Consider the following 22,540-nt stretch of genomic DNA (forward strand, 5'->3'; position numbering starts at 1 on the left):
ATGAATGCAGCAAACAAATGAGAATAATAATCATTTAATTGAGAAAATAAAACCACACGTTGAATTGATTGCAGCGATTGTAGCCGGTTTATTAATCGTCTTCGCTTGGTATACGACACGCGATGGTATGAACACAGTCGGCATCACTACATTTATTGCAGCTTTTATTATCGGTGGGTTTGCTAAAGCAAAAGAAGGCGTCGAAGAAACGATTGCCAATAAAGAATTGAACGTTGAATTTTTAATGATTCTCGCAGCGATTGGTTCAGCCATTATCGGTTATTGGACAGAAGGCGCGATTTTAATTTTCATCTTCGCATTAAGCGGTGCACTTGAAACGTACGCGATGAACAAATCGCATAAAGAAATTTCAGCGCTGATGGATATGCAACCAGAAGAAGCATGGCTCGTACAACAAGACGGTTCTCTTACACGCGTGAAAGTCGACACGCTTCAAATCGGTGACATCGTCATGATTAAACCGGGTGAACGCGTACCGACAGATGGGCACATTATAGAAGGTGCGACATCTATTGATGAAGCAGCCATTACAGGTGAATCCATTCCTGTATCAAAATTTGTTGGAGATGAAATTTTCGCTAGTACTGTGAATATGACAGGTGCGATTCAAATGGAAATGACAAAGCCAAGTTCAGAGTCATTGTTCCAAAAAATTATCGACCTCGTACAATCTGCACAAAGTGAAAAATCACCGTCACAACAATTTATCGAACGCTTTGAAGGCACATACGTTAAAGTCGTTTTATTAGCGGTAGCACTTATGATGTTCGTTCCCCACTTCCTATTAGATTGGAGCTGGAATACGACGTTTTACCGCGCGATGGTCTTACTCGTCGTTGCTTCACCATGTGCACTTGTCGCTTCTATTATGCCAGCGACATTATCAGCAATCTCAAATGGTGCCCGTAACGGCGTACTATTCAAAGGCGGCTTACACATCGAACATTTAAGCGTGTTACGAGCAGTCGCTTTCGATAAAACGGGCACATTAACACAAGGGAAACCGATCGTAACGGACTTTATCGTACGACCAGATGAAGATGCCAAACATGTACTAAGCATGTTAGCAGGCATCGAACATAACTCGAATCACCCGCTTGCTGTTGCCATTACAACATATGCGAAATCACAACACGTGTCATTCGCGAAAGCAGCGATTCAAGATATTCCTGGATACGGCTTAGAAGCAACGATTGACAACATGCATTACAAAGTCGGCAAAATGGATTTCGTCGGTCGCGAACGCGCACTCGCTTTCGCAGACGGTGCAGCGACGACGCTAGCCGAACAAGGGAAAACGGTCATCTTTATGGCAGATCATAACGGCATCATCGCCATGGCCGCGATGAAAGATACCGTTCGTGAAGAAGCGAAAAAAGCGATTGCTGATTTAAAAGCACTCGGCATTCATACTGTCATGCTAACAGGCGATAATGAAAAAACAGCGAAAGCCATTGCACAAGAAGCTGGCGTAGAAAGCTATATCGCTGAATGTTTACCAGAAACAAAAGTACAACATATGAAAGACTTAATGAAACAATATCAATTTGTCGGCATGGTCGGCGACGGTATTAACGATGCCCCTGCCCTTGCGACAGCGACAACAGGTATAGCGATGGGTGAAGGAACAGACGTCGCCCTTGAAACAGCCGATGTCGTTTTAATGAAAAATGACTTATCTAAAATTGCATATGCGATTAAATTAGCACGTAAAATGCAACGTATCATTAAACAAAACATCGTCTTTGCTATTAGTGTCATTATCGTACTCATTTGTTCAAACTTCCTCCAAGCACTCGACTTACCACTTGGTGTCGTCGGCCACGAAGGTAGTACGATTCTCGTTATTTTAAATGGCTTACGCCTATTACGTTTATAAACAACAAAAAGCGAACCGCCTTGTGACGGTTCGCTTTTTTTATTGCGCGCTCATTCGACGACGGCGCGTATCATTTTGTTCTTTACGTTCTTGCATGATCGCATTGACGAGACCACCGATCATTAATACCATGCCCGTTATGTACAACCACAGCATTAAAATGATAATCCCCCCGATACTGCCATACGTCGCAGAATAATTTGAGAAGTTGTTAATGTAGATTGAGAAGAAATAAGAAATGACAAGCCAACACACTGTTGAAACGATGGCGCCTGGAACGGCACTACGTAAGTACATTTTGACATTCGGTCCGAGCCAGTACATAAACACGAGACCACAGAAAATGACAAGTGGTGGTAATAATAGACGGAACTTATCGAAAATCGCACCAAACTGTTCACCTAGTCCGATCGTATTTGCTAATAAGTGACTAATTTGATCGCCGAACACTGGTAATACAAGTGCAACGACAACGAGTAAAATGAGCACGAGCGTAAATACGACCGACATCGAACGCGCGACGACAAATGGACGTGTTTCCGCTTTGCCGTACGATTGATTCAATGATTTAATGAGTGCATTGACGCCGTTTGAAGCAGACCAAAGCGTTGCTAAAATACCGACCGATAATAAACCACCGTTACGGTTTTGTAGCACATCTTTTAACGTATCTTCAATTAAGCTATACACTTGCTCAGGCAACACATCGTCTAACATGTCATAAACTTGCTCTTGCGGTAAATTTAAAAACGGCACGAGCGTCATGACGAAGATGAGTAATGGAAATAATGATAATAGAAAGAAATAAGCGAGCTGTGCGCCCATACCGGACAAGTCAGCCGCGCTTACTTTTTGCATAAATCCTTTGGCGAAGCCTTTGAATGTATTCAAATCATATTGTGGACTATGCACATCATTTAAATGCTTTTTTTCAATTTGAAGCATTTTCACTTTATCAAACACTTCAGATGATGGCCCTGTACGCCTTTTCTTGTTTTTCTTTTTTTTACCCACCGGCACTCCTCCTTCTGTTGAAGTACGACAGTGAATCGCGTCATCTCTTATATTATTTCGCTACGTGATCTGAAGAATCTTCGCTCACAAAAGCTTCTTTCGTTTCTGACATAAACGATTTGATTTGTGGTGTTAATGCGCGTACTTCTTCAATTTTTTCTAAGTAGTAATCTTTATCTTCAGCAAAACGATTGTATAATGATTGCACGTTTTCTACTTTCGTTAAAAGATTATCTTTCAGTTCATCGCGATTCGCGACGTAATATTGGATGTTTGCTGTCGCACTTTTTAACTTTTGCGTAGTTTCTTGTCGTGTTTGACGGTCCAGTAAGCTTACGACTGCTCCTGCTACTGCCCCTAATGCAATACCTGCTACTAATTTGTTCGCCATAATTGCTTCCTCCAAACTTTTCCAAAATATTCTACTAGGTAGTAGTTTACCCTTCTACTTTACCAGTAAAACGCATCATATGTCCTCACAAAGTCACATTTGAGGTGATAAAGATTTTTGTTAAGTCGTTGACATTCTTTTTCGAGCGTGAAATGATACTTATAGCAAAAAAAGAAAGGATGATTTTCGATGAACTTAAACGAACCTACAGCTGAAAATGTACATTTTATCATTGATGCTTTAAAAGATAAATTACGTATGGTAAACGCAGACGCAATGCGCGCTGAAAGCTTTGATGAATCAAACTATGAAGATTTATACGATTTATATACATTGGTCATGAAACGCGATACATTTAGCCCGAGCGAAATGCAAGCAATCGTTGCAGAACTTGGCTCATTACGTAAATAATACGGTAATGAAAAAGGACGCTTACTTTGTACAAAAGTAGGCGTCCTTTTTTTGATTAATCTTTGCATCTCTTTCTCAATAAACATAATATAACAGTAAGACCATTATTAGGAGGTTTGATGATGAAGAAAATTTTAAACGACCCGGGTGATGTATTAACAGAAATGCTTGCTGGATTTGTACAAATGCACGACCACGTCGAATTGCTAGAAGACGCTAATGTCATTACGCGCCGCGATGTACAAAAACATAAAGTCGCGATTATTTCTGGCGGTGGTAGCGGGCATGAACCGGCCCATGCTGGTTTTGTTGGCGATGGGATGCTAGATGCAGCAGTATGTGGCCAAGTATTTACGTCGCCAACGCCTGATCAAGTGCTTGCCGCAATTAAGCACGTTAATCGCGGTGACGGTGTATTTTTAGTCATCAAAAATTATAGCGGTGACTGTATGAATTTTGAAATGGCAAAAGAAATGGCGGAGATGGAAGGCATCGACGTTGATTTCGTCATCGTTAATGATGACGTCGCTGTTTTTGACAGTAGCTTTACAGAAGGTCGCCGCGGTGTTGCCGGTACAATTTTCGTCCATAAAATTCTCGGTGCCGCTTCTAAAGCTGGTGCTTCTCTTGCCCAAATTAAAGCGCTTGCAGAAGATATCGTTCATCATCTTGCTTCTGTCGGATTTGCCGTATCTCCTGCGACAGTGCCAGAAATCGGCAAGCCGGGTTTTGAACTCGCCGACAATGAAATGGAATTCGGTATTGGCATTCACGGCGAACCGGGCTATCGACGTGAACCGCTAAAAACGTCACGTGAAACAGCAGTAGAATTACTCGATAAAATTGAAAAAGAAACCGATTTTTCTTCTAAGCAAGTTGCCGTACTCATTAACGGTATGGGCGCAACACCGTTAATGGAACAGTACGTATTCGCGAATGATGTGATGACGTTACTCAACGAACGTGGCTATACAGTGGTGTTTAAAAAAATCGGCAATTACATGACAGCTATTGATATGGCAGGTATGTCATTGACGCTGTTTGAAATTACCGATAACAAATGGTTAAATTATTTACAAACACCAACAGCAGCGCCTGGTTGGTAAGGAGGTGGAGTATGTTAACTGTAGATAATACGATCAACTGGTTGAATCGTTTTTGTGATTCATTGATCGCACAAAAAACGGCGCTTAGCGAATATGACCGTATCATCGGTGATGGTGACCACGGCATGAATATGGCGCGCGGCGCAGAAGCATTAAAAACCGCATTACACGATACACCCCCTGCCACTGTTTCCGATGTATTTAAAACGACGGCAATGGTATGGATTCGCACAGTCGGAGGCGCATCCGGTCCTCTTTACGGCACAGCCTTTATGGAAATTGCGAAAGCACAGCCTGAAACGATTGATGCTGTCGTAGAAGCCGGGATTATCGGCATTAAAAAGCGTGGAAAAGCAGTCGCTGGTGAAAAAACGATGCTCGATTTATGGCTTGCCGTTCAAGTAGCCATCGCGCAGCAATCATTTTCAACAGCATCATTAGACGATGCGATCGCAACGATTACAGCGATGAAAGCGACAAAAGGACGCGCTTCTTTCGTTGGAGAGCGTACGATTGGTGAAGTCGACCCTGGTGCAGCTTCTTCGCGATTATTTTTTGAAGCTTATTTAAAGGAAGTGGCTCAATGAACGGGATTGTAATTGTGTCGCATAGCATCGATATCGCGCGCGGTATTCCACCTTTGCTTGCACAAGTCGCACAAGATGTTCCTGTCACATTTGCAGGTGGCACAATGGACGGTATCGGTACAGATTTTGAGGCGATTTTAGCAGCCATCGAGTCAAATGATGCAACGACACTTTTTGCATTTTACGATTTAGGCAGTGCAAAAATGAATATTGATTTAGCCAAGGAAATGACGACGAAAGAAGTAATTGTCCTTGATGCGCCAATCGTTGAAGGTAGTTACGCTGCCGCGACGTTGCTTCAAATTGAGACGTCAAAAGAAGACGTCCTCACACAGCTTGCGCCTATTTCATTCAAATAAAAAAGGAGTCGCCTCAGCGACTCCTTTTTCGTTATTGATTGTCAGCTTCTGTTGTTTCTTTTTCAGCTGGTCGTTCCGTTTTCGCTTCTTTTGTACTTGCTTCGACATTAATGTCTTTACGCGTACCATCTTTTTCAACGAGTGGTTGAATTAATACTTCAACACGACGGTTTTTCGCACGACCTTTTTCTGTATCATTTGAAGCTAACGGATTATTTTCTCCGTAACCTTTTGCACTAAAGTAAGCAGGATCTAACTTGTCATTCGTATCAATTAAAACTGATAAGAAATGAACAGCGCGCATCACGCTTAGTTCCCAGTTACTTGTGTACTTACCGCTTGCCGGAATATTATCTGTATAACCTGTGACCATGACTGGACGTGGTTCATCAAATACGAGCATTTTCGATAAATCTTTTGCGATTTTACGATTTTTCTTTTCGATTTCTGCTTCACCAGATTTAAATAGTACGCTATCTCGAATCGTAATGAGTAAACCATCATCTGTCATCTTCGCTGAAAATTGCTTTTCTAGCTCATTCACAGCGATGTAATTTTCCACATCATCTTGCAATCCACTTAATTCAGCCTGATCTTGTGTATATGCTTTTACTGCTTGTGTAGCAGAAGAATCTAATTTCTGGCTTTTCGGATCTTCTGGATCAGTTGCAGATGGTGAGTCCATGACACCTTGTCCACCTTCAAATACTTCATTAAAGACCGCCGACATTTGGGCCATCTTTTGTGCATCGATAGAACTCATCGCAAATAATACGATGAATAGTGCTAATAGGAGTGTTAATAAATCGGAGTACGGTAATAGCCAAGCCTCTGGAATTTCTTCTTCTTGCTTTTTCTTCTTACTCTTCTTTGCCAAGGCCACCCGCCTCGCTTTCATCCATAATTTTCGCGCGTTCATCTTTCGTTAAGAACGAAGATAATTTTTGTTCGATAACACGAGGAGCCTCCCCTTCTAACACTGAAAGAATCCCTTCGATCATCATATTTTTTTGCTTCACTTCTATTGCTGATTTACGTTTCAATTTGTTGGCGAACGGGTGCCATAAAACGTAACCAGTAAAGATCCCTAATAGCGTTGCAATGAATGCCGCTGAAATCGCGTGACCTAATTTTTCGATATCGGTCATATCTTTCAGTGCAGCTACTAAACCTACTACGGCACCAAGTACACCAAGTGTTGGCGCATATGTACCAGCTTGCGTGAAAATATGTGCACCTGCATGGTGACGTTCTTCCATCGCTTCTACTTCTTCTGTTAAAACGTCACGAATATAGTCTGCATTTTGACCATCAATTGCTAACGTTAAACCATTTTTTAAAAATGGATCGTCAATTTCGCCCATTTTGCTTTCTAACGCAAGTAGACCTTCACGACGTGCAAGATCTGCCCAGCTTGAAAACATTTTAATTAGCTCAACATCGCTCGCTAATTTTGGCGTTGTGAAAATAATTTTAAACAATTTCGGTACACGCTTTAATTCGTTCATTGGGAATGCAATGATAATTGTTGCAAGTGTACCTACAAGGATAATTAAAATCGCCGCTGGGTTAATGAGCGCATCAGGTGTTACACCTTTTAATGTCATACCAACAAGTAACGCGACAAAACCCAGGACAAGACCTACGACTGATGATATATCCATATCCGTCCCTCCAAATTTTCGTTCTTTTGTTTATTTCGGTAGTAAACGATAGATATTAAGAAAGTTTCACCCTTGATAAATTAATTTTATCAATATCCCTATATAATTAACATTTATTACCATACTACGCAAGTATTCCGAACATTCCTTTAATTCGAGCTTCGAAATTGTTACAATAGTAATTGTAATTTTATTATATATGAAGAGGATGGTTTTTCATGACTGATTTTCAACAAAAACTTGAAAATTATGCCGAATTAGGTATAAAAATCGGTTCGAATTTGCAAAAGGATCAATATTTATTTATTAATATTTCAGTAGAAAATGTTCCGCTTGCACGCGCACTGACAAAAAAAGCATATGAAGTAGGTGCAAAACAAGTTTTCGTAAGCTACTATGACGATGCGATTACACGTATGCGCTACGATTTTGCTCCAGAAGATTCATTCGATTTCTTCCCTGAATGGCAAGCGGCAGAAAAAGAATGGCTTGCAGAACACGGTGCAGCATTTATCACTGTTAAATCACAAAGTCCTGATCTATTAAAAGGGGTAAATCCGGATTTTGTTGCACGTGCGAATAAAGCTGCCGGTCAAGCGTTAAGCAAATACCGTGAATACTCTCAAGCAAACAAAATTAGCTGGACAGTTATGGCGGCACCGACTGCTGCATGGGCTGCAAAAGTGTTCCCTCACCTTGAAACGAGTGAACAACAAGTGAATGCATTATGGAATGCGATGTTTAAAGCGACGCGCGCTGATCTTGAAGATCCCGTTGCTGCTTGGAAACAACATGATGCGACATTATCTGAAAAAGTAGCCTTTTTAAATGACAAACATTATAAAGCATTACATTATACAGCTCCTGGCACTGACTTAACGATTGAATTACCGAAAACACACGTATGGAGTGGTGGCGGTGCCGTCAACGAAGCAGGATTTGATTTCATGGCAAACATTCCAACTGAAGAAGTATTTACAGCACCACAATGGGACGGTGTGAACGGTTACGTAACAGCGAAAAAACCATTAAACTATAGCGGTAACTTAATCGATGATTTCAAAGTAACATTTGAAAATGGTCGCATTGTCGATGTCGAAGCAAAAGAAGGCGAAGACATCATGAAAAATTTAATCGCTACAGATGAAGGTTCTCATTATTTAGGTGAAGTCGCACTCGTACCACACGATTCACCGATTTCGAATTCTGGCATTTTATTCTACAACACGTTATTCGATGAAAATGCATCGAACCATATCGCCATCGGTAGTGCCTATGCATTTTGTATCGAAGGTGGCACGAAAATGAGCCAAGAACAACTAAAGGCAAACGGTTTAAACCGCAGCCTTGTACACGTTGACTTTATGATTGGGTGTGCCGATATGGACATCGACGGCATTTTAGAAGACGGTTCTAAAGAGCCTGTTTTCCGTAACGGTAACTGGGCATTTTAAAATTTTAGACTGACAAAAAGACGCGATGATCGCGTCTTTTTTTATCGCCATATTTCCTATTTTAAATTTCGTTTACATTTTAGTATCATCATCAAATAAATAACGATAAAAGACTATATAACTATCCATTTTATACAATTTTTTTATTTCTATTCCTTCAGTTATGATGATTCTATGAAGTTTGGTGGATATAAAAAACGGCGATGATGCTTTATACTGTAGGCTACAATGGCTTAGTATTGCCTTAGGAGGGGTTTTTAACATGTTTTCCAACACAGCAATCGGCATCGATTTAGGAACAGCAAATACACTCGTATATACGAAAAATAACGGTATCATTTTAAATGAACCTTCAGTCATAGCAATGAACAAACATACGAAAGAAGTGATCGCCATCGGTACAGAGGCACAAGCAATGATCGGTAAAACACCATCATCTATTATTGTCTCTCGCCCACTACGTGACGGCGTTATTGCAGATTTTGATATGACAACAGCTATGCTGAAAACCGTGCTTGAAAAAGCAATTAAAAACGGTGCAACTTTCCGTAAACCGAATGTCGTCATTTGTACGCCATCAGGTGCTACATCTGTTGAACGATTAGCAATTAAAGATGCAGCCGTACAATGCGGCGCAAAAGAAGTATTTTTAATCGACGAACCAGTCGCAGCAGCAATCGGTGCAGATTTACCGATTCAAGAACCAATTGCGAGCGTCATCGTTGATATCGGTGGTGGTACGACTGAAGTCGGCATTATTTCATTCGGGGGAATCGTCACATCGACAACATTAAAATTAGGCGGCGATCGTTTAAATGAAGAAATCGTTCATTACGTTCGTCAAAAATATAGTATTTTAATCGGTCTTCCGACAGCGGAACGTCTGAAAAAAGAAATCGGATATGCGCCTGTCAAACATGATATTGAAGAATTGACAGTAAGCGGTCGTGACATCGTGCGCGGTTTACCTCAGTCTGTAACAATTCAGTCAACAGAAATTCAAGAGTGTTTACACGAATCGATGATTGCTATTTTAGGCATTATTCGTCGCTCACTTGAAAATTGCCCACCAGAACTTGCAGGCGATATTGTTGAAGAAGGTATCGTTTTAACAGGCGGCGGTTCGTTATTGAAAGGCATGGCAGAATGGTTACGTGAAGAATTACTCGTACCCGTTCATTTAGCACCATCACCACTAGAATCTGTTGCGATCGGTACAGGTCGCTCGATTGACTCATTACAATTAATGAAAAAAGCAAAATTAAAATAATTTTAAAAGAGTGTACTATTTTCACGATAGTATGCTCTTTTTTAAAATTTCTGATAAATAGACAATATTCGATAGGTAGACGCAAATATTGTCTATTTTGTGTCAAAGCAATATTTTTTTGTGGTATAGTCCGTTACAATAGAGGATGTGTACTAACACAAAGGCAGATTTCTGTCTGAATATAAAGGGGGAAATATCATCATGGCAGTTTTAAATGATATTTTAAAATTTAACGAGAACTTCGTAGAAGAAAAGCAATATGAACCTTATATTGCAGGAAAATATCCAAACAAACATTACGTTATTTTAACTTGTATGGATACACGTCTTGTCGAGCTTTTACCAAAAGCAATGAATATTCACAATGGGGATGTGAAAATGGTTAAAAGCGCGGGCGCTACAGTGAGTCATCCATTCGGTGGTATTATGCGTAGCTTACTTGTTGCCATTTATGCATTACAAGCAGACGAAATTTTCGTTGTCGGTCACTATGACTGTGGTATGAGTGCAGTTGATCCCGATGTCGTTCTAGGCAACATGCAAGAGCGTGGTATTTCTGCAGAAACAATTAAAAACGTCCAATACTCTGGTATTGATTTAAATAGCTGGTTAAAAGGTTTCGGCGATGTAACGAAAAACGTTGAACATAGTGTCGACGTGATCCGTAACCACCCATTAGTATCAAAAGATATTCCTGTTCACGGTCTTGTAATCGATCCACAAACAGGTAAATTAGATTTAGTAACAAGCGGTTACAAAGACTAATTTAAATAAAAAAGAGCTGTGCGAATATCGCACAGCTCTTTTTTTATCGGCCTCTTGTCAAAGTTTAAAAAATGCTTTACAGCGCTTCCGCCATTTTCGCCAGGCGGCCTTACCCTTTCAATACGAATCTTCTAAAAGCGCGTACATATAATGGTCTTCCCATTTTCCGTTGACATATAATAATTGTCGTAGCAATCCTTCGCGTTCAAATTTTGCTTTTTCTAATACGCGCACAGAACCGACGTTTTTTGGTGAGACGTAAGCTTCTAAACGATGAATGCCGATTTCTTCAAAAGCAAATTGACAAATGACCGTTAATGCTTCTGTCGCGATGCCTTTGCCGGTATATGCTTCATCGAGCGAATAACCGACAAATGCACTTGAAAATGGTAAACGTTTAATAGCGTAAATTGAAATATGTCCAATCAATTGTTGTGTATCTCTTAAAAAAATACCAAAGCTATATTCTCGGCGCAATTGCATTTGCCTAAGTGATTCTTGAATTTTACGCAGTTGAATTTTTTCTGTGTAATATTCGCCAGGATGCACAGGCTCGTGAATTGACCAATACGCTTTATTGCGACGCACGAGTTGCGTCATTTCTTTTACATCTTCTTCTTGTAGCGTTCGTAAAAAGCATTGTTTTCCATTTAAAAATACCATCGCGACACCTTCTTTTTCTCTACTGCGTGCTACACTTCTTTTGAAACAGCTTCAGCAGGGTCCGTAATTTGCAACCCACGCTTTTCACAGACAGCTTTCACATATTGAATCACTTGTTTCAACACTTCAATGCGCGCATATTTTTTATCATTACCTTCTATTAATACCCATGGCGCATTTTTTTTATCTGTTTTCTCAAACATTTCGTTAGCTGCTTCTACATATAACGGCCATTTTTCGCGATTGCGCCAATCTTCATCTGTTAATTTCCACTGTTTGTATGGATCTTCTTTACGTGCTTTGAAGCGTTCTAATTGTTCATCTTCGGTAATTTGCACCCAAAACTTCATCACAATATAATCGTCATCTGTGAGCACTTTTTCAAATTGATTTAATTCATCATACGCACGTTTCCACTCTTTTTTCGTTGCGAACCCTTCGATGCGTTCAACGAGCACACGTCCATACCACGTACGGTCAAAAATACCGATTTGTCCGCGCGCCGGTAGACGATTCCAAAAACGGTGTAAGTGATTATATTTTAAATCTTCCGGTGTTGGTGCGGCAATCGGATGAACGATGTAACCACGTGGGTCTAGTCGTTCCGTTAAACGTTTAATCGCGCCCCCTTTACCTGCTGCATCCATTCCCTCAAATGCTAAAATCAGGCCAATATCATGTTTAAATAAAAATTGTTGAATGTTTAACATTTCATATTGTAACTTTTTTAACTCTTTTTTATACGATACGTGCTCGTCTAACTTTTTATCCATCTTTAGCTTTTCGATTGTTTGTGCCAACTTTATCGCTCCCTTTGTGAAAGATTACATATATTTTACAGCTAACTACCAAAAAAGTGAAATTGAACAAAAAAAATCATTCCGTTTCGAGCAGAATGTTCACAGAAATGAAATTTGTTGCGCCGATTGAATGGGGTATAATACTAATACATAATATATGTATTCTTTATTTTTGTGATTAAAGGAGGAGTTTTATTGGGCAGATGTATCCTCGTTGCGCTCGCCTTATTCGCATCCGTTATGGCAACCGTATCTGCTTCTATTCTTCCACTTAATGGTCATACCGCACTCGAACTAGCTTATCGTTATAAAATCGTAACGTTACCGGCAACTTACGTTTATATCATCTTGCCGATTATTTATATACTGCTATGTTATTGGGTTTATGCACAATGGAAAAATCGTCGCACGGCTCACGCACTGACGTTCTTGCAAGCTATTTTATTTACAGCAAGCGCCATTACACTGATCGTTTGGACAGAATTATGGCACTATGAGCAACATACATGGTCATTTATCGCTTTGACAATCGCCGCGATATGTTTATTCATTTTACATCTCACTTATGATGCCACAGACAATCGTCTCGGTGGCCGCTTACCTATTTCAATTACACTCGCATGGGTATCGTTTTTAGCGATGTTGAACTTTGCCTTTAATTTCGTCTATAACGACCTCCCAGATTTCGGCTTAAGCACACAACTTTGGACAGTCATCTTTTTAACGTGTGGTATGGCGTTCGCACTCGCGATTCGCTTTCACCGTTACGACCCGGCTTTCCCGATTATTTATATTTGGTTTTTCATCGGCATCGCTGTTGCAAACAGCTTTAATGAATTACTTGTCACAACGGCTGCGCTCTTTTTAAGTGGTGTCTTAATCGTCGGCATTTTATTCATTCGTAAACGTTTGCCACAAGCGCGAAACGATGAAGATGTATGAACATCAAAAAATGAGCAATCACGTCTACATTGGCGCGATTGCTCATTTTTTGTATAAAAAAGAGCCCGCAAAAGCGAGCTCTCAGATCATTAGTCGATTTTTGTTGTTAATACAGGGCCGTTTTTCGTTACGATTACTGTATGTTCTAATTGTGCTACGAATGATTTATCAGGTGTTAAGAACGCCCAACCATCTGTACCTTCAACGATGTTTTCAGCAGCTTGAGAAATGAATGGTTCGACAGCGAATACCATACCTTCTTTAATAATTGTCGCATCCCATGCATCGTAATAGTTTAATACGTATTGAGGTTCTTCATGTAGAGAGTGACCAACACCGTGACCTGTTAAGTTCATGATCACTTTTAAGCCTTTATCGTGCGCTTCACGTTCTACTGCTTTACCGATTTGGTTTAAGCGTGCACCTGGTTTGATTTTAGCCATTGCACGGTCAAATGAGCTTTGTGCAACGTCGCAAAGTACTTGTAATTCTGGTTTTTCTACATCGCCAACGACGAATGATACACCAGTATCAGCATAGAAACCGTCTACGTGGCCTGATACGTCAATGTTGATCATATCGCCTTCTTTTAGTTTGCGGTTATCTGGAATACCGTGTGCTACGCATTCGTTTACGCTAATGCAAGTGTAACCTGGGAAATCGTATTCTGCTTTAGGACCAGATACAGCACCTTTTTCTTCGAATAATTTACCAGCTAACTCATCAAGTTCTTTTGTCGTTACACCTGGTTTAGTAGCTGCTTTTAGTGCGTCGCGAATTTCAGCCATTGCACGGCCGGCTTTCATTAACGCGTCAAATTCTTCTTGCGTTTTAACAATCATCGTTCATGATCTCCTTTTATATCAATATGTGTTTCTACTATATCACACTTTTTAAGACACGAAAAAGGAACTGACCGAAATCAGCTCCTTACGTATTTATCATTTTTTCGGTTGTAGCAATTTTGGTGCTTTTGACAGCAATAAGCTGACAACTAAAGCGGTTAAAATAATTGCGGGTACCATGTAAGAACCGTTATAAACAATCGTATAAACGAGCACGTTTTGGTCGCCTGCATATTCTGAGAAGAACACGTAGCCGGCTAATGCATGGGCAAAATAACGAACAAGTCCGCCAAAAATCGTACCGATCGTCATATACAACGCGCGCTCCCCTGCTGTTTTCGCATGAAGCACAAGTGGACGTAAAAGACCGGCTAAGCCAACTGCTGTAAACGCAAAGAAATAATCAATAAATCCTTGTAGTGGCGTTAAAATATAACCACCAAATAGTGCGTTCATTAGCCCAATTAACAAGCCTGTCACAAGTCCTGCGACTGTTCCCCAACGGAATGCCATGATAACAATTGGCACCATTACAAAGCTAATAGAGCCTCCTTGTGGCCATAAGCTAAACGTTAGCTTGTCTAAGATAATGCCAACTGCCGCGAAAATCGCAATTTCCATCATCATGAGTAATTTCTTGTTGTTCAATCTCCTCAACCTCCAATGTTTGATGTACAAATCAATAACCTTTGGATTAGATAGATATAAAAAAAGCGATGCCAAGGGAAAGACCCCTGACATCGCAAATTCGTCAGTTTTCTATCCACATTCCTACGCAAGCATTAACTTACAGGTTCTAAGGGTTAGAAGTCACACTTCACTCTCAGCCATTTTAATAGCTCCCCTTGTGGTTGATACATCGATTTTATTGAACAGTTTTATTGTACGCAAAAGTATCTCAACGCGCAACTTTTTTGGAACTTTTCGGAAAGTCGTCCGTAAATAATGTAAGAGGTGATCATATGACTTCACAAACGACGAAAACAGAGCAATCTAATCGTGTACTCGCATCTTTAAACTACTTTAGTATTTTTTTCGCAGGCTTCTTATTCCCACTCATCGTTTGGATTATTTCAAAAAACGACTTTGAAAAGTATCATGCGAAACGCGCACTTATTTCGCACGTCATTGCACTACTACCTGGGCTTTTTGCATTCGGTGCTATAATGTTTTTAGCCATTACGACCGCAAGCGTTGAACCGTCCACATCTAATAGTTCTTATTTATTCGGTGGCGGATTCATTCTCATACTTGTCATTTATTTCGTCGTACTGGCAATCATCATGATTTGGAATGTTATACAAGGGATTAAAGTATTACGCGTTTAACAATTCTAAACTTAGGTAATAATAAATGTAACGATATAATTGAAATGGGGTATTTTCATGAACATTAAAAAAATTATTAGCACAGCGGTAAAACTCGCACCTGTTGTTTATCCAATCGTCAAAAAAGTGCTAGCGAATCGTAAAAGCACACCATCTAAATAAATAAAAAAGGGTGAACCGTCTAAGCGGTTCACCCTTTTTGTATGATTAAAATGCCCAAGCACCTTTGCGGAATACAGGTTCTACTGTACCGTCCGCATGAATGCCATCGATGTCCATGTCTGCACTGCCGACCATAAAGTCTTCGTGTGTAATCGATGTATTAATACCTGCTTTGTCCATTTCTTCTTCAGATAGCTCGCTGCCACCTTCATAGCACGTTGGATAAGCTGCACCGATTGCGATATGGTTTGATGCATTTTCATCAAATAATGTGTTGTAGTAAAGTAAGCCAGATGCTGAAATTGGTGACTCATGTGGTACGAGCGCAATTTCCCCGATATATTTAGAACCGTCATCTGCTTTAATTAATTCGTTTAATAAATCTTCGCCTTGTTCTGCTTCTGCTTTTACAATGACGCCATTTTCAAACGTTAATTTGAAGTTATCGATAATATTCCCTTGGTATACGAGTGGTTTTGTTGAAGACACATAACCGTTTACATCGTATTTTGCAGGAAGTGTGAACACTTCTTCTGTTGGCATATTCGCCACAAATTCTGTACCGTTTGGCGTTTTACTTGAGCCAGTTGCCCAAATATGTTTATCTGGTAAGCCGACGATTAAGTCTGTACCTGGTGCTTTATAGTGTAATTTTGCGAAATGTTTTTCGTTCATCATATCGCCGCGTGCGTGTAAGTTTTTCAAATGTTGTTGCCAATTTTCAACGGCATTACCTTCACCGATGTGCACTGTTTTAAAAATTGCTTCCCACATCGCAGGTACTTGTTCTTCTTCTGGTAGCTCTGGGAATACTTTTGCTGCCCATTTTTTTGACGGTACAGCGATGATTGACCATGCGATTTTGTCATTCATCACAGCATCGCGGTAGTTCGCAAGCGCTTTTCCTGATGCTTTTTGATTCGCTGAAATTTTTTCAACTGGAATGCCTGCCATTAAATCTGGGTCTGCTGCATCAATCCATAATAATGCGCCACCGCGTTCGATTAATTCATCGCGTTGTTCTGTAATCCAACGTGGGAATTTTTCAAACTCTTCAACGGGTGCGTGTTCAAAAAGTTCACGTGCGACAACGTCATCTGAATAATTCACAGTGACGCGTGCAGCGCCGGCTTTATACGCTTCTTTTACGACTAAACGTGTAAATTCAATCGTATCTACAGTCGTATTAATTAAAAGCGTTTGCCCTTTTTGAATATTTGTCCCAACTTTTACAGCGAGCTCAGCAAATTGAGCTAATTTTTCTTCGAATGTCATAGAAACATCGACCCCTTAGCGTTTTTTGTATGAACGATTGCCACCTTCATTTTTCTTGAACGAGCGATTGCCATCCTTTCGGAATGAACGGCCATTATCTTTACGATATGGACGTTCCCCATCTTTGCTAAATGAACGTTCGCCAACTTTTTTATACGGGCGGTCATTTGTGTTACGTTCGCCGTCTTTTTTGAATGAACGGTAGCCATCGTTGTTACGATCATCACGTTTTTTGTAAGGTTTATCGCCAAATTTACGTTCTGAACGATCATACTTATCATTATAATCTTTCTTTTTCGGCTTGTCAGATGCTACACCTTTTTTCACAGGGCCTGAAGAATAAAAGCCTTTTCCTTTTTTAAGGCCGCCTTTATCCCATACTTTTTCAGTCGGTTTTTCTTCTAATTGACGCGTAATTTGTTTGTATTGTTTTTCAGCAGGGCCCGTTAATAATGTCAAGACTTCCCCACCTTTACCAGCACGGCCTGTGCGACCTGAACGGTGTGTATATTGCTCTACTGATTGTGGTACGTCTACGTGAATAACGTGTGTTAAACCGTCGATATCTAAACCTCGTGCAGCAACGTCTGTTGCGATTAAGATTTTTGCTTTGCCTTTACGGAAAGCATCTAATGCGCCTTTACGCTCTTCTTTTTTCATATCCGCATGTAGCGTCACGATTGGTGCTTGGCGGTAATGTAGTTTCGTTTCTTTCATCAGTAGTTGGTCTAAGTTGTTGACGAACGCTAAACCGCGCATACCTTCTTGATTTGATAAACGACGTAACATATCCGTTTTATCACGTTCTTGCATTTTCACGAAAGCGTGCTCTACTTTCGCGCTATTTGGCATATCTTCTAACGTTACTTTGAAACGTTTTGGCGTTTTCATCATGCGCTCTGCGACTAATTTAATTTCATCTGTAATCGTTGCAGAAACAACGACAACTTGACGGTCATGGTTTGCACCGTCGATAAATTGTTTCACGACGACGCGAGATTCACGACCTAATAGTTGGTCACCTTCATCAAGTACGATGTAGTGTAATTCATGTGGTTTTAATTTTTTCGCTTTCGCTAATTCGTTTAAGCGTCCTGGTGTACCGATCGCGATCGTCGGTTTTTTCTTTAATTTTTCAATTTGGCGTTGCGTATTCGCGCCACCGATTAATGGTACGACTGTAATGTCCGTACCAGTAATCCATTGGCGGGCTACTTCTGTAATTTGCATGCAAAGCTCTTGAGATGGTGCAATGATTAATGCTTGTGTATTTTTCTTAGAACCGTCTACACGTTGTAAAATTGGTAATAAGTACGCAAGCGTTTTACCTGTACCTGTTGGCGACTCAGCGACGATATCTTCACCGTTTAACATTGCTGGAATCATTTGCTCTTGAATCGGGGTTGTAACATCAAATTTCCACTTCTGTTGTAAATCTTCATTTAATAAATTAATTACTGACATAACTGTCTCCTTTATGTTCGAACTTTATCATTATCTTTCTATTATACAAAAAAGAACTGCCCTTTACGACGTAAAGAGCAGTTCCCTTTGTGACAATTTTAATTATGCGTGCATCTTCGTTCTAGATTGTTGATATGCTTGCGTTAATTCTTGCATTGTCGCTTGATATAATTGTTTACCATTAATTTTAAAAATACCTAAATCTAATAAATGATCGACTAAATGATTTTTTTTAGATTCGTCTTGTTGTGTTTTTTGTTTCATTGTTAAAATCCCCTTAAAACAGATAAAGTTTGTTTGTTATATGTATTCCCAGTTCTCAATAAAATAACCTCAAAACATCTGTTTCCTCTTAAAATCCGACGAAATGCATCTATTATTTAAACGTCATTTCGTTATTTTTGTTGCATCCCCACACTTCATTTTATGAGTCCTTCCAAATAAAAACAATTAAAAAAATCAGCATATAAAGTATGCATTTTTTCTATATTACATCGTTCATTCATTCAATATGTAAAGGCATGTATTCCTAAATATATATGTCATTGACGCTAAAATATATTACTTCCTTTTCAGACGTTTTAGCGATGAATGCATGACTTGTTACCTGTGAAGTTATTACATAGTTGCTTATTTTAAGTGATTATGCATAGTAATATTCCATTTTTTGCGCGATTCCTATAAAAATATTATATACTGAATAAGTAAAAAAATGATGAAATTTGAGGTGTATGCATGAAACGTTTATTAAAACGCGTCGCAGCTGTGATGGTGATCAGTGCGAGTATTTTCGCCGTTCAACCGCAAGCAAATGCGGCAAGTACGAGTGAAGTGAAAAAAACGATGAAATTTAGTGATGGGACGAAAGTGTCTACGTTGTTCTTCCCATACCGCGATCCAGCCAATGCGAAAAAAGGGACAGAACGTTCGATGCAGGGCATGACGACAGATGAAAAAGGAAATTACTACGTCATGTATGCAACAGGTGACAAAACGAAATACGGCTACATTTATAAATACAACAAAAAATTTAAACTCGTGAAAATGAGTAAAAAGCTAACAATTGGTCATGGACAAGCCATTGATTATCGTAAAGGATACTTATATCAAATCGCCGATATCGTTGGCAACAAAAATTATCAACTACAACGTATCGACCCAACTACATTAAAAGTGAAAAAGAAATGGACAATTCCAGCAGAAATTCATCCGAACGTTATCGCGATGGAAAGTGATACGACTGCAATCGTCGTCTCAAAAGTGGGCAACGGCTATGATTTAAACCGTCTGCACATCGGTGAAGAATTTGATTACACGATTCGTAACCCACGTGAAAAGCTACGTATTGAAGGCTTAGTCGGTACGACAAAAGGGAAAGAAGTACAAGGTTTCTCACGTACGAAAGACCACTACTACTTACTATCAAACGGTGAATACATTATCTTTAAACATGATGGAACAAATATTAAAAAAGTAAAATTAAATACAGACCGTGAACCTGAAGGATTAATTTTCAATCATAAAGGTCAAATGCTCGTATTATTTAATAAAATTAATGAAGTATTAATCGGTAAAGGTAAATAAAAAAAGAGCCACTCCGCACAGGAGGGCTCTTTTTTATACTATTAAGAACGGTATTGAGATGTTAAGCCGTTTAAAAACTTACGTGCGAATTTGTCACCACATTCTTTGTAGTTACGGTGACCAGGGCTACGTAAAATTGCACCTAATTCCCCTTTTGAAACGTTGATGCCGCCATCATAAAATACGTCTAATACGTCTTCTGTCGTCATTTTCAAAGCAATCTTCACTTTTTTAATAAGCATATTGTTCGCGAATTCTGGTTCATGTTTCACTGGCGCTTGACCTTCTTTTTTCTCTTGTGGTCCGCGTTTAAACGTAATTAAACCGTTTAAAAATGCTTCGAACATTTCTTTTGTACATACTTTATAGTTTTCTGGCTCAGGCTCGCCGTCTTTTACTTTTTGAAGCATATGTGAAACGTCTAGTGCAGTTAGTTTCACACCGCCTAATCGAAACATTTCTACGACGTCGCTATTTTTAATGTTTAACGCATAACGTAAACGAATTAATAAATCATTAGTTGTCATTTTATTACTCCTTTATATTGAGCATTCTCTTCAGAATGAATGAATACATGATAGATATTTCATTCTAGCATTGAATAGATGAAATGTTAATAAAAAAGAATAGACGCACGATGCATCTATCCTTATTTCATTATGCAGCATCTTCTACTTTTTCAGCTTGTTCTGCTAATAATGCTTGTGCACGTTCTTTTAATTCGATCATGCTGTCTAATTCATTTAATAACTTTTTCATTGTCGTTAATTCATCGTCACTAATTTCGACTAATTCATCAAACATTTCTACAGATTCTTGAGAAATGAATGAAATTTGATCCATTGCGGTTGTGACTTGTTGAGAGCTTGAAGAAAGTTCTTCTGTGCTTGCTGATGAGTTCATATTATTTTCAGCGATTGTTTTCGTCGTTTCTAAAATTTTGTTGAACATTTCTGCAATCTCAGAAATTTTTTCGTTCGTTACCGCGAACTCTTCAGTACCTTGTTTCATCGAGCTAACAACGCGCTCTGTTTCAGATTGAATGTTTTTCACGATGTTTGATACTTCTAGCGCTGAATCACTAGATTGACCTGCTAATTTACGGACTTCATCTGCAACGACGGCGAAACCTTTACCGTGTTCACCAGCGCGCGCTGCTTCGATTGCAGCGTTTAATGCTAGTAAATTAATTTGCTCTGAAATACCTGTAATAACTTTAACGATCGTGCTAATTTCATCTGATTTTTCACCTAACACTTTAATACCGTCAAATGTCGTATTAATCGTGTGGTTAAATTTTTCCATGCTTTGCATCGATTCTTTTAATTTTACGTCGCCTTCTTTTGTTAATTGCAGCGTCGTATTCGATTGTTCTGAAATATCATGTGAACGAATTGATAATTCACGAATGGCTTCGTTAATATCTTTCATTGATTCTGTGCTTTCTTCTGTTGCGATTAATTGTTTACGTAACCCTTTACCAACTTCGTCAATCGCTGCACGTACGATATCCGCTTTTTCTTCCGCGTATAAACCGTGCTCTTTTAAGTTTTCCGTTTTGCTATTAATGTCTTCAGTAAACGTTAAGAAACGTCCTTTTTCACTAATGATATGATCTGATAAATCTTCAAAAATAGCTTTCACATTTTTCGTATCTACATTTGATACTATGCTATTATTCGCTAAATTTTGGATTTTTTCTAATGTTTCCATATCAAAAGAAGCTTTATTTTTTAACGTCATATATTGATATGCGAAGAAAATTGTTGTACACAATAAAATAATTGTGACGATCACTAAAAATACTTCCATGTTATTCAATACTCCTTACTTTTTTGTTATAACTCACGCGTAATGATGTACGTTCCATCAGCAATTTCTGCTGGGATAATGTTTAATCGGTCGTTTGTCGCATATTTATGGACAATATATTCACCGTCTTGGTTCACATGCTTCGTTAAACCTTGATAACGCTCTAATAAACTCATTGATTTCGGATTTGTCGCTTCCGCAATCACCATGCGTAATCCAGCTTCACGTGCTTTTTCCATTAATAAATCACTTAAGCCTTTTACTGCTTCATGACGATGGTGTTCCGCCATGACACCTAGTAAAAATAAATGAAGTATTTCCCCATCTTCTAAATTTTTTCCGTAGCGATGTTTATAGTCTTCTAAAAATTGAACATCGATATCTTCTAATACTTCTAATACGACGTTCATATCTTTAAATGACCCTTCGAAAATTGGCTCGCCATGAATTTCAAAATGGTTGCTATCTGCAGCTAACACACCGACAACACGACGATTTTCATCTAAAGCGATTGCGCAAAATCCTTGATCGACAACTGATTCTAAATAGTCTTTACAAAATTGATACCAATCTTCATACGGTAATTTTAAAAAACCGATCATCGGTTCTTGAATCCATTTACCCGCTACTTCTACGCCTACAAAAGTCCGGCCTAAAACGACGGCGGCTTGCTCAATTAAATCTACTTGATCTTGTTGTAAAATTTCATAAGTATAGACGTTTGTTTTTGTTGCTGTTTCCATC

The 22,540-nt window shown here is 39.3% G+C and carries 25 protein-coding genes, 1 pseudogene and 1 riboswitch; of the genes and pseudogenes, 12 read left to right on the plus strand and 14 right to left on the minus strand.

Annotated elements, in window-relative coordinates:
• Positions 1-4 precede the first annotated feature (4 nt).
• On the plus strand, positions 5-1,900 hold the full coding sequence (locus KMHG_RS15340) for a heavy metal translocating P-type ATPase (RefSeq protein WP_010290861.1): 1,896 nt from the start codon (positions 5-7) through the stop codon (positions 1,898-1,900).
• Between the two features lie 39 nt (positions 1,901-1,939).
• On the opposite strand, the gene KMHG_RS15345 is transcribed toward KMHG_RS15340, so the two are convergent.
• Complete coding sequence (locus KMHG_RS15345; RefSeq protein ID WP_010290863.1) at positions 1,940-2,914, minus strand: YihY/virulence factor BrkB family protein; 975 nt, start codon at positions 2,912-2,914, stop codon at positions 1,940-1,942.
• Between the two features lie 52 nt (positions 2,915-2,966).
• Positions 2,967-3,305: a YtxH domain-containing protein gene (locus tag KMHG_RS15350; protein WP_010290866.1), complete on the minus strand. Its 339-nt coding sequence runs from the start codon at positions 3,303-3,305 to the stop codon at positions 2,967-2,969.
• Between the two features lie 189 nt (positions 3,306-3,494).
• On the opposite strand from KMHG_RS15350, the gene KMHG_RS15355 reads away from it, so the two are divergent.
• From KMHG_RS15355 to dhaM, 4 genes are all read left to right on the plus strand, one after another.
• Positions 3,495-3,716: a DUF1128 domain-containing protein gene (locus tag KMHG_RS15355; RefSeq protein ID WP_010290868.1), complete on the plus strand. Its 222-nt coding sequence runs from the start codon at positions 3,495-3,497 to the stop codon at positions 3,714-3,716.
• Positions 3,717-3,838: 122 nt separating this feature from the next.
• Entirely contained in the window at positions 3,839-4,822 is a 984-nt protein-coding gene (gene dhaK, locus KMHG_RS15360; protein ID WP_010290869.1) for a dihydroxyacetone kinase subunit DhaK, read from the plus strand.
• An 11-nt stretch (positions 4,823-4,833) separates the two neighbouring features.
• On the plus strand, positions 4,834-5,409 hold the full coding sequence (gene dhaL / locus KMHG_RS15365) for a dihydroxyacetone kinase subunit DhaL (RefSeq protein ID WP_010290872.1): 576 nt from the start codon (positions 4,834-4,836) through the stop codon (positions 5,407-5,409).
• Entirely contained in the window at positions 5,406-5,768 is a 363-nt protein-coding gene (gene dhaM / locus KMHG_RS15370; protein ID WP_010290874.1) for a dihydroxyacetone kinase phosphoryl donor subunit DhaM, read from the plus strand. The genes dhaL and dhaM overlap by 4 nt, the downstream gene beginning before the upstream one ends.
• Positions 5,769-5,799: 31 nt before the next feature.
• Here dhaM and motB read toward each other — a convergent pair whose 3' ends face one another.
• Positions 5,800-6,645 carry a flagellar motor protein MotB gene (gene motB / locus KMHG_RS15375; protein WP_010290876.1) on the minus strand — a complete coding sequence of 282 codons (846 nt, stop codon included), beginning with the start codon at positions 6,643-6,645 and terminating at the stop codon, positions 5,800-5,802.
• Entirely contained in the window at positions 6,629-7,432 is an 804-nt protein-coding gene (gene motA / locus KMHG_RS15380) for a flagellar motor stator protein MotA (protein WP_010290877.1), read from the minus strand. Before motA ends, motB begins: the two co-directional genes overlap by 17 nt.
• Before the next feature lie 218 nt (positions 7,433-7,650).
• Here motA and KMHG_RS15385 point away from each other — a divergent pair, with 218 nt between their 5' ends.
• The 3 genes from KMHG_RS15385 (at position 7,651) to KMHG_RS15395 (ending at position 10,921) form a co-directional block, all read left to right on the plus strand.
• The gene (locus KMHG_RS15385; RefSeq protein WP_010290878.1) at positions 7,651-8,886 is read left to right on the plus strand and encodes an aminopeptidase; all 1,236 of its coding nucleotides are present in this window, start codon (positions 7,651-7,653) and stop codon (positions 8,884-8,886) included.
• A gap of 262 nt (positions 8,887-9,148) precedes the next feature.
• Positions 9,149-10,156 carry a rod-share determining protein MreBH gene (mreBH, locus tag KMHG_RS15390; RefSeq protein WP_010290879.1) on the plus strand — a complete coding sequence of 336 codons (1,008 nt, stop codon included), beginning with the start codon at positions 9,149-9,151 and terminating at the stop codon, positions 10,154-10,156.
• Between the two features lie 201 nt (positions 10,157-10,357).
• Positions 10,358-10,921 carry a beta-class carbonic anhydrase gene (locus tag KMHG_RS15395; RefSeq protein ID WP_010290881.1) on the plus strand — a complete coding sequence of 188 codons (564 nt, stop codon included), beginning with the start codon at positions 10,358-10,360 and terminating at the stop codon, positions 10,919-10,921.
• Positions 10,922-11,038: 117 nt separating this feature from the next.
• Here the strand turns inward: KMHG_RS15395 and KMHG_RS15400 are convergent, their stop codons facing one another.
• Positions 11,039-11,584 (minus strand): GNAT family N-acetyltransferase, encoded by a 546-nt coding sequence (locus KMHG_RS15400; RefSeq protein WP_010290882.1) that lies wholly within the window; start codon positions 11,582-11,584, stop codon positions 11,039-11,041.
• A 29-nt stretch (positions 11,585-11,613) separates the two neighbouring features.
• Positions 11,614-12,384 (minus strand): polyphosphate kinase 2 family protein, encoded by a 771-nt coding sequence (locus KMHG_RS15405; RefSeq protein ID WP_010290884.1) that lies wholly within the window; start codon positions 12,382-12,384, stop codon positions 11,614-11,616.
• Positions 12,385-12,579: 195 nt separating this feature from the next.
• On the opposite strand from KMHG_RS15405, the gene KMHG_RS15410 reads away from it, so the two are divergent.
• A complete protein-coding gene (locus KMHG_RS15410) occupies positions 12,580-13,326 on the plus strand; it encodes a TspO-related membrane protein (RefSeq protein ID WP_010290885.1) in 747 nt (248 codons plus the stop codon).
• A gap of 89 nt (positions 13,327-13,415) precedes the next feature.
• On the opposite strand, the gene map is transcribed toward KMHG_RS15410, so the two are convergent.
• Both map and thiT read right to left on the minus strand, forming a co-directional pair.
• Positions 13,416-14,168, minus strand: coding sequence for a type I methionyl aminopeptidase (gene map, locus KMHG_RS15415; RefSeq protein ID WP_010290887.1), 753 nt, complete (start codon positions 14,166-14,168; stop codon positions 13,416-13,418).
• Between the two features lie 99 nt (positions 14,169-14,267).
• Positions 14,268-14,819 (minus strand): energy-coupled thiamine transporter ThiT, encoded by a 552-nt coding sequence (thiT, locus tag KMHG_RS15420; protein ID WP_010290889.1) that lies wholly within the window; start codon positions 14,817-14,819, stop codon positions 14,268-14,270.
• Between the two features lie 103 nt (positions 14,820-14,922).
• Positions 14,923-15,027, minus strand: a riboswitch (TPP riboswitch).
• Between the two features lie 106 nt (positions 15,028-15,133).
• Between thiT and KMHG_RS15425 the strand changes: the two genes are divergently transcribed.
• The gene (locus tag KMHG_RS15425) at positions 15,134-15,499 is read left to right on the plus strand and encodes a magnetosome magnetite crystal formation protein family (RefSeq protein ID WP_010290890.1); all 366 of its coding nucleotides are present in this window, start codon (positions 15,134-15,136) and stop codon (positions 15,497-15,499) included.
• A 57-nt stretch (positions 15,500-15,556) separates the two neighbouring features.
• On the plus strand, positions 15,557-15,661 hold the full coding sequence (gene yxzF, locus KMHG_RS19980; protein WP_500683861.1) for a small protein YxzF: 105 nt from the start codon (positions 15,557-15,559) through the stop codon (positions 15,659-15,661).
• Between the two features lie 45 nt (positions 15,662-15,706).
• Here the strand turns inward: yxzF and KMHG_RS15435 are convergent, their stop codons facing one another.
• The 3 genes and pseudogenes from KMHG_RS15435 to KMHG_RS18895 form a co-directional block, all read right to left on the minus strand.
• Positions 15,707-16,936: an aminopeptidase gene (locus KMHG_RS15435; protein ID WP_010290892.1), complete on the minus strand. Its 1,230-nt coding sequence runs from the start codon at positions 16,934-16,936 to the stop codon at positions 15,707-15,709.
• A 351-nt stretch (positions 16,937-17,287) separates the two neighbouring features.
• A pseudogene (locus KMHG_RS15440) lies at positions 17,288-18,400 on the minus strand (DEAD/DEAH box helicase); the annotation flags it as partial.
• 102 nt (positions 18,401-18,502) lie between these two features.
• A complete protein-coding gene (locus tag KMHG_RS18895) occupies positions 18,503-18,664 on the minus strand; it encodes a Fur-regulated basic protein FbpA (protein WP_010290895.1) in 162 nt (53 codons plus the stop codon).
• Positions 18,665-19,135: 471 nt separating this feature from the next.
• Between KMHG_RS18895 and KMHG_RS15450 the strand changes: the two genes are divergently transcribed.
• Positions 19,136-19,984 carry a glycoside hydrolase family protein gene (locus KMHG_RS15450; RefSeq protein WP_010290896.1) on the plus strand — a complete coding sequence of 283 codons (849 nt, stop codon included), beginning with the start codon at positions 19,136-19,138 and terminating at the stop codon, positions 19,982-19,984.
• 41 nt (positions 19,985-20,025) lie between these two features.
• Here the strand turns inward: KMHG_RS15450 and KMHG_RS15455 are convergent, their stop codons facing one another.
• The 3 genes from KMHG_RS15455 to KMHG_RS15465 all read right to left on the minus strand — a co-directional run bounded on the left by KMHG_RS15455 (position 20,026) and on the right by KMHG_RS15465 (position 22,539).
• Complete coding sequence (locus KMHG_RS15455; RefSeq protein ID WP_010290899.1) at positions 20,026-20,511, minus strand: YehS family protein; 486 nt, start codon at positions 20,509-20,511, stop codon at positions 20,026-20,028.
• 130 nt (positions 20,512-20,641) lie between these two features.
• Positions 20,642-21,796 carry a methyl-accepting chemotaxis protein gene (locus KMHG_RS15460; protein ID WP_010290901.1) on the minus strand — a complete coding sequence of 385 codons (1,155 nt, stop codon included), beginning with the start codon at positions 21,794-21,796 and terminating at the stop codon, positions 20,642-20,644.
• Between the two features lie 26 nt (positions 21,797-21,822).
• Positions 21,823-22,539 (minus strand): hypothetical protein, encoded by a 717-nt coding sequence (locus KMHG_RS15465; RefSeq protein WP_010290902.1) that lies wholly within the window; start codon positions 22,537-22,539, stop codon positions 21,823-21,825.
• Between the last annotated feature and the right edge of the window lies 1 nt (position 22,540).

It is taken from the genome of Kurthia massiliensis (assembly GCF_000285555.1).
GTDB classification, from domain to species: Bacteria; Bacillota; Bacilli; order Bacillales_A; family Planococcaceae; genus Kurthia; species Kurthia massiliensis.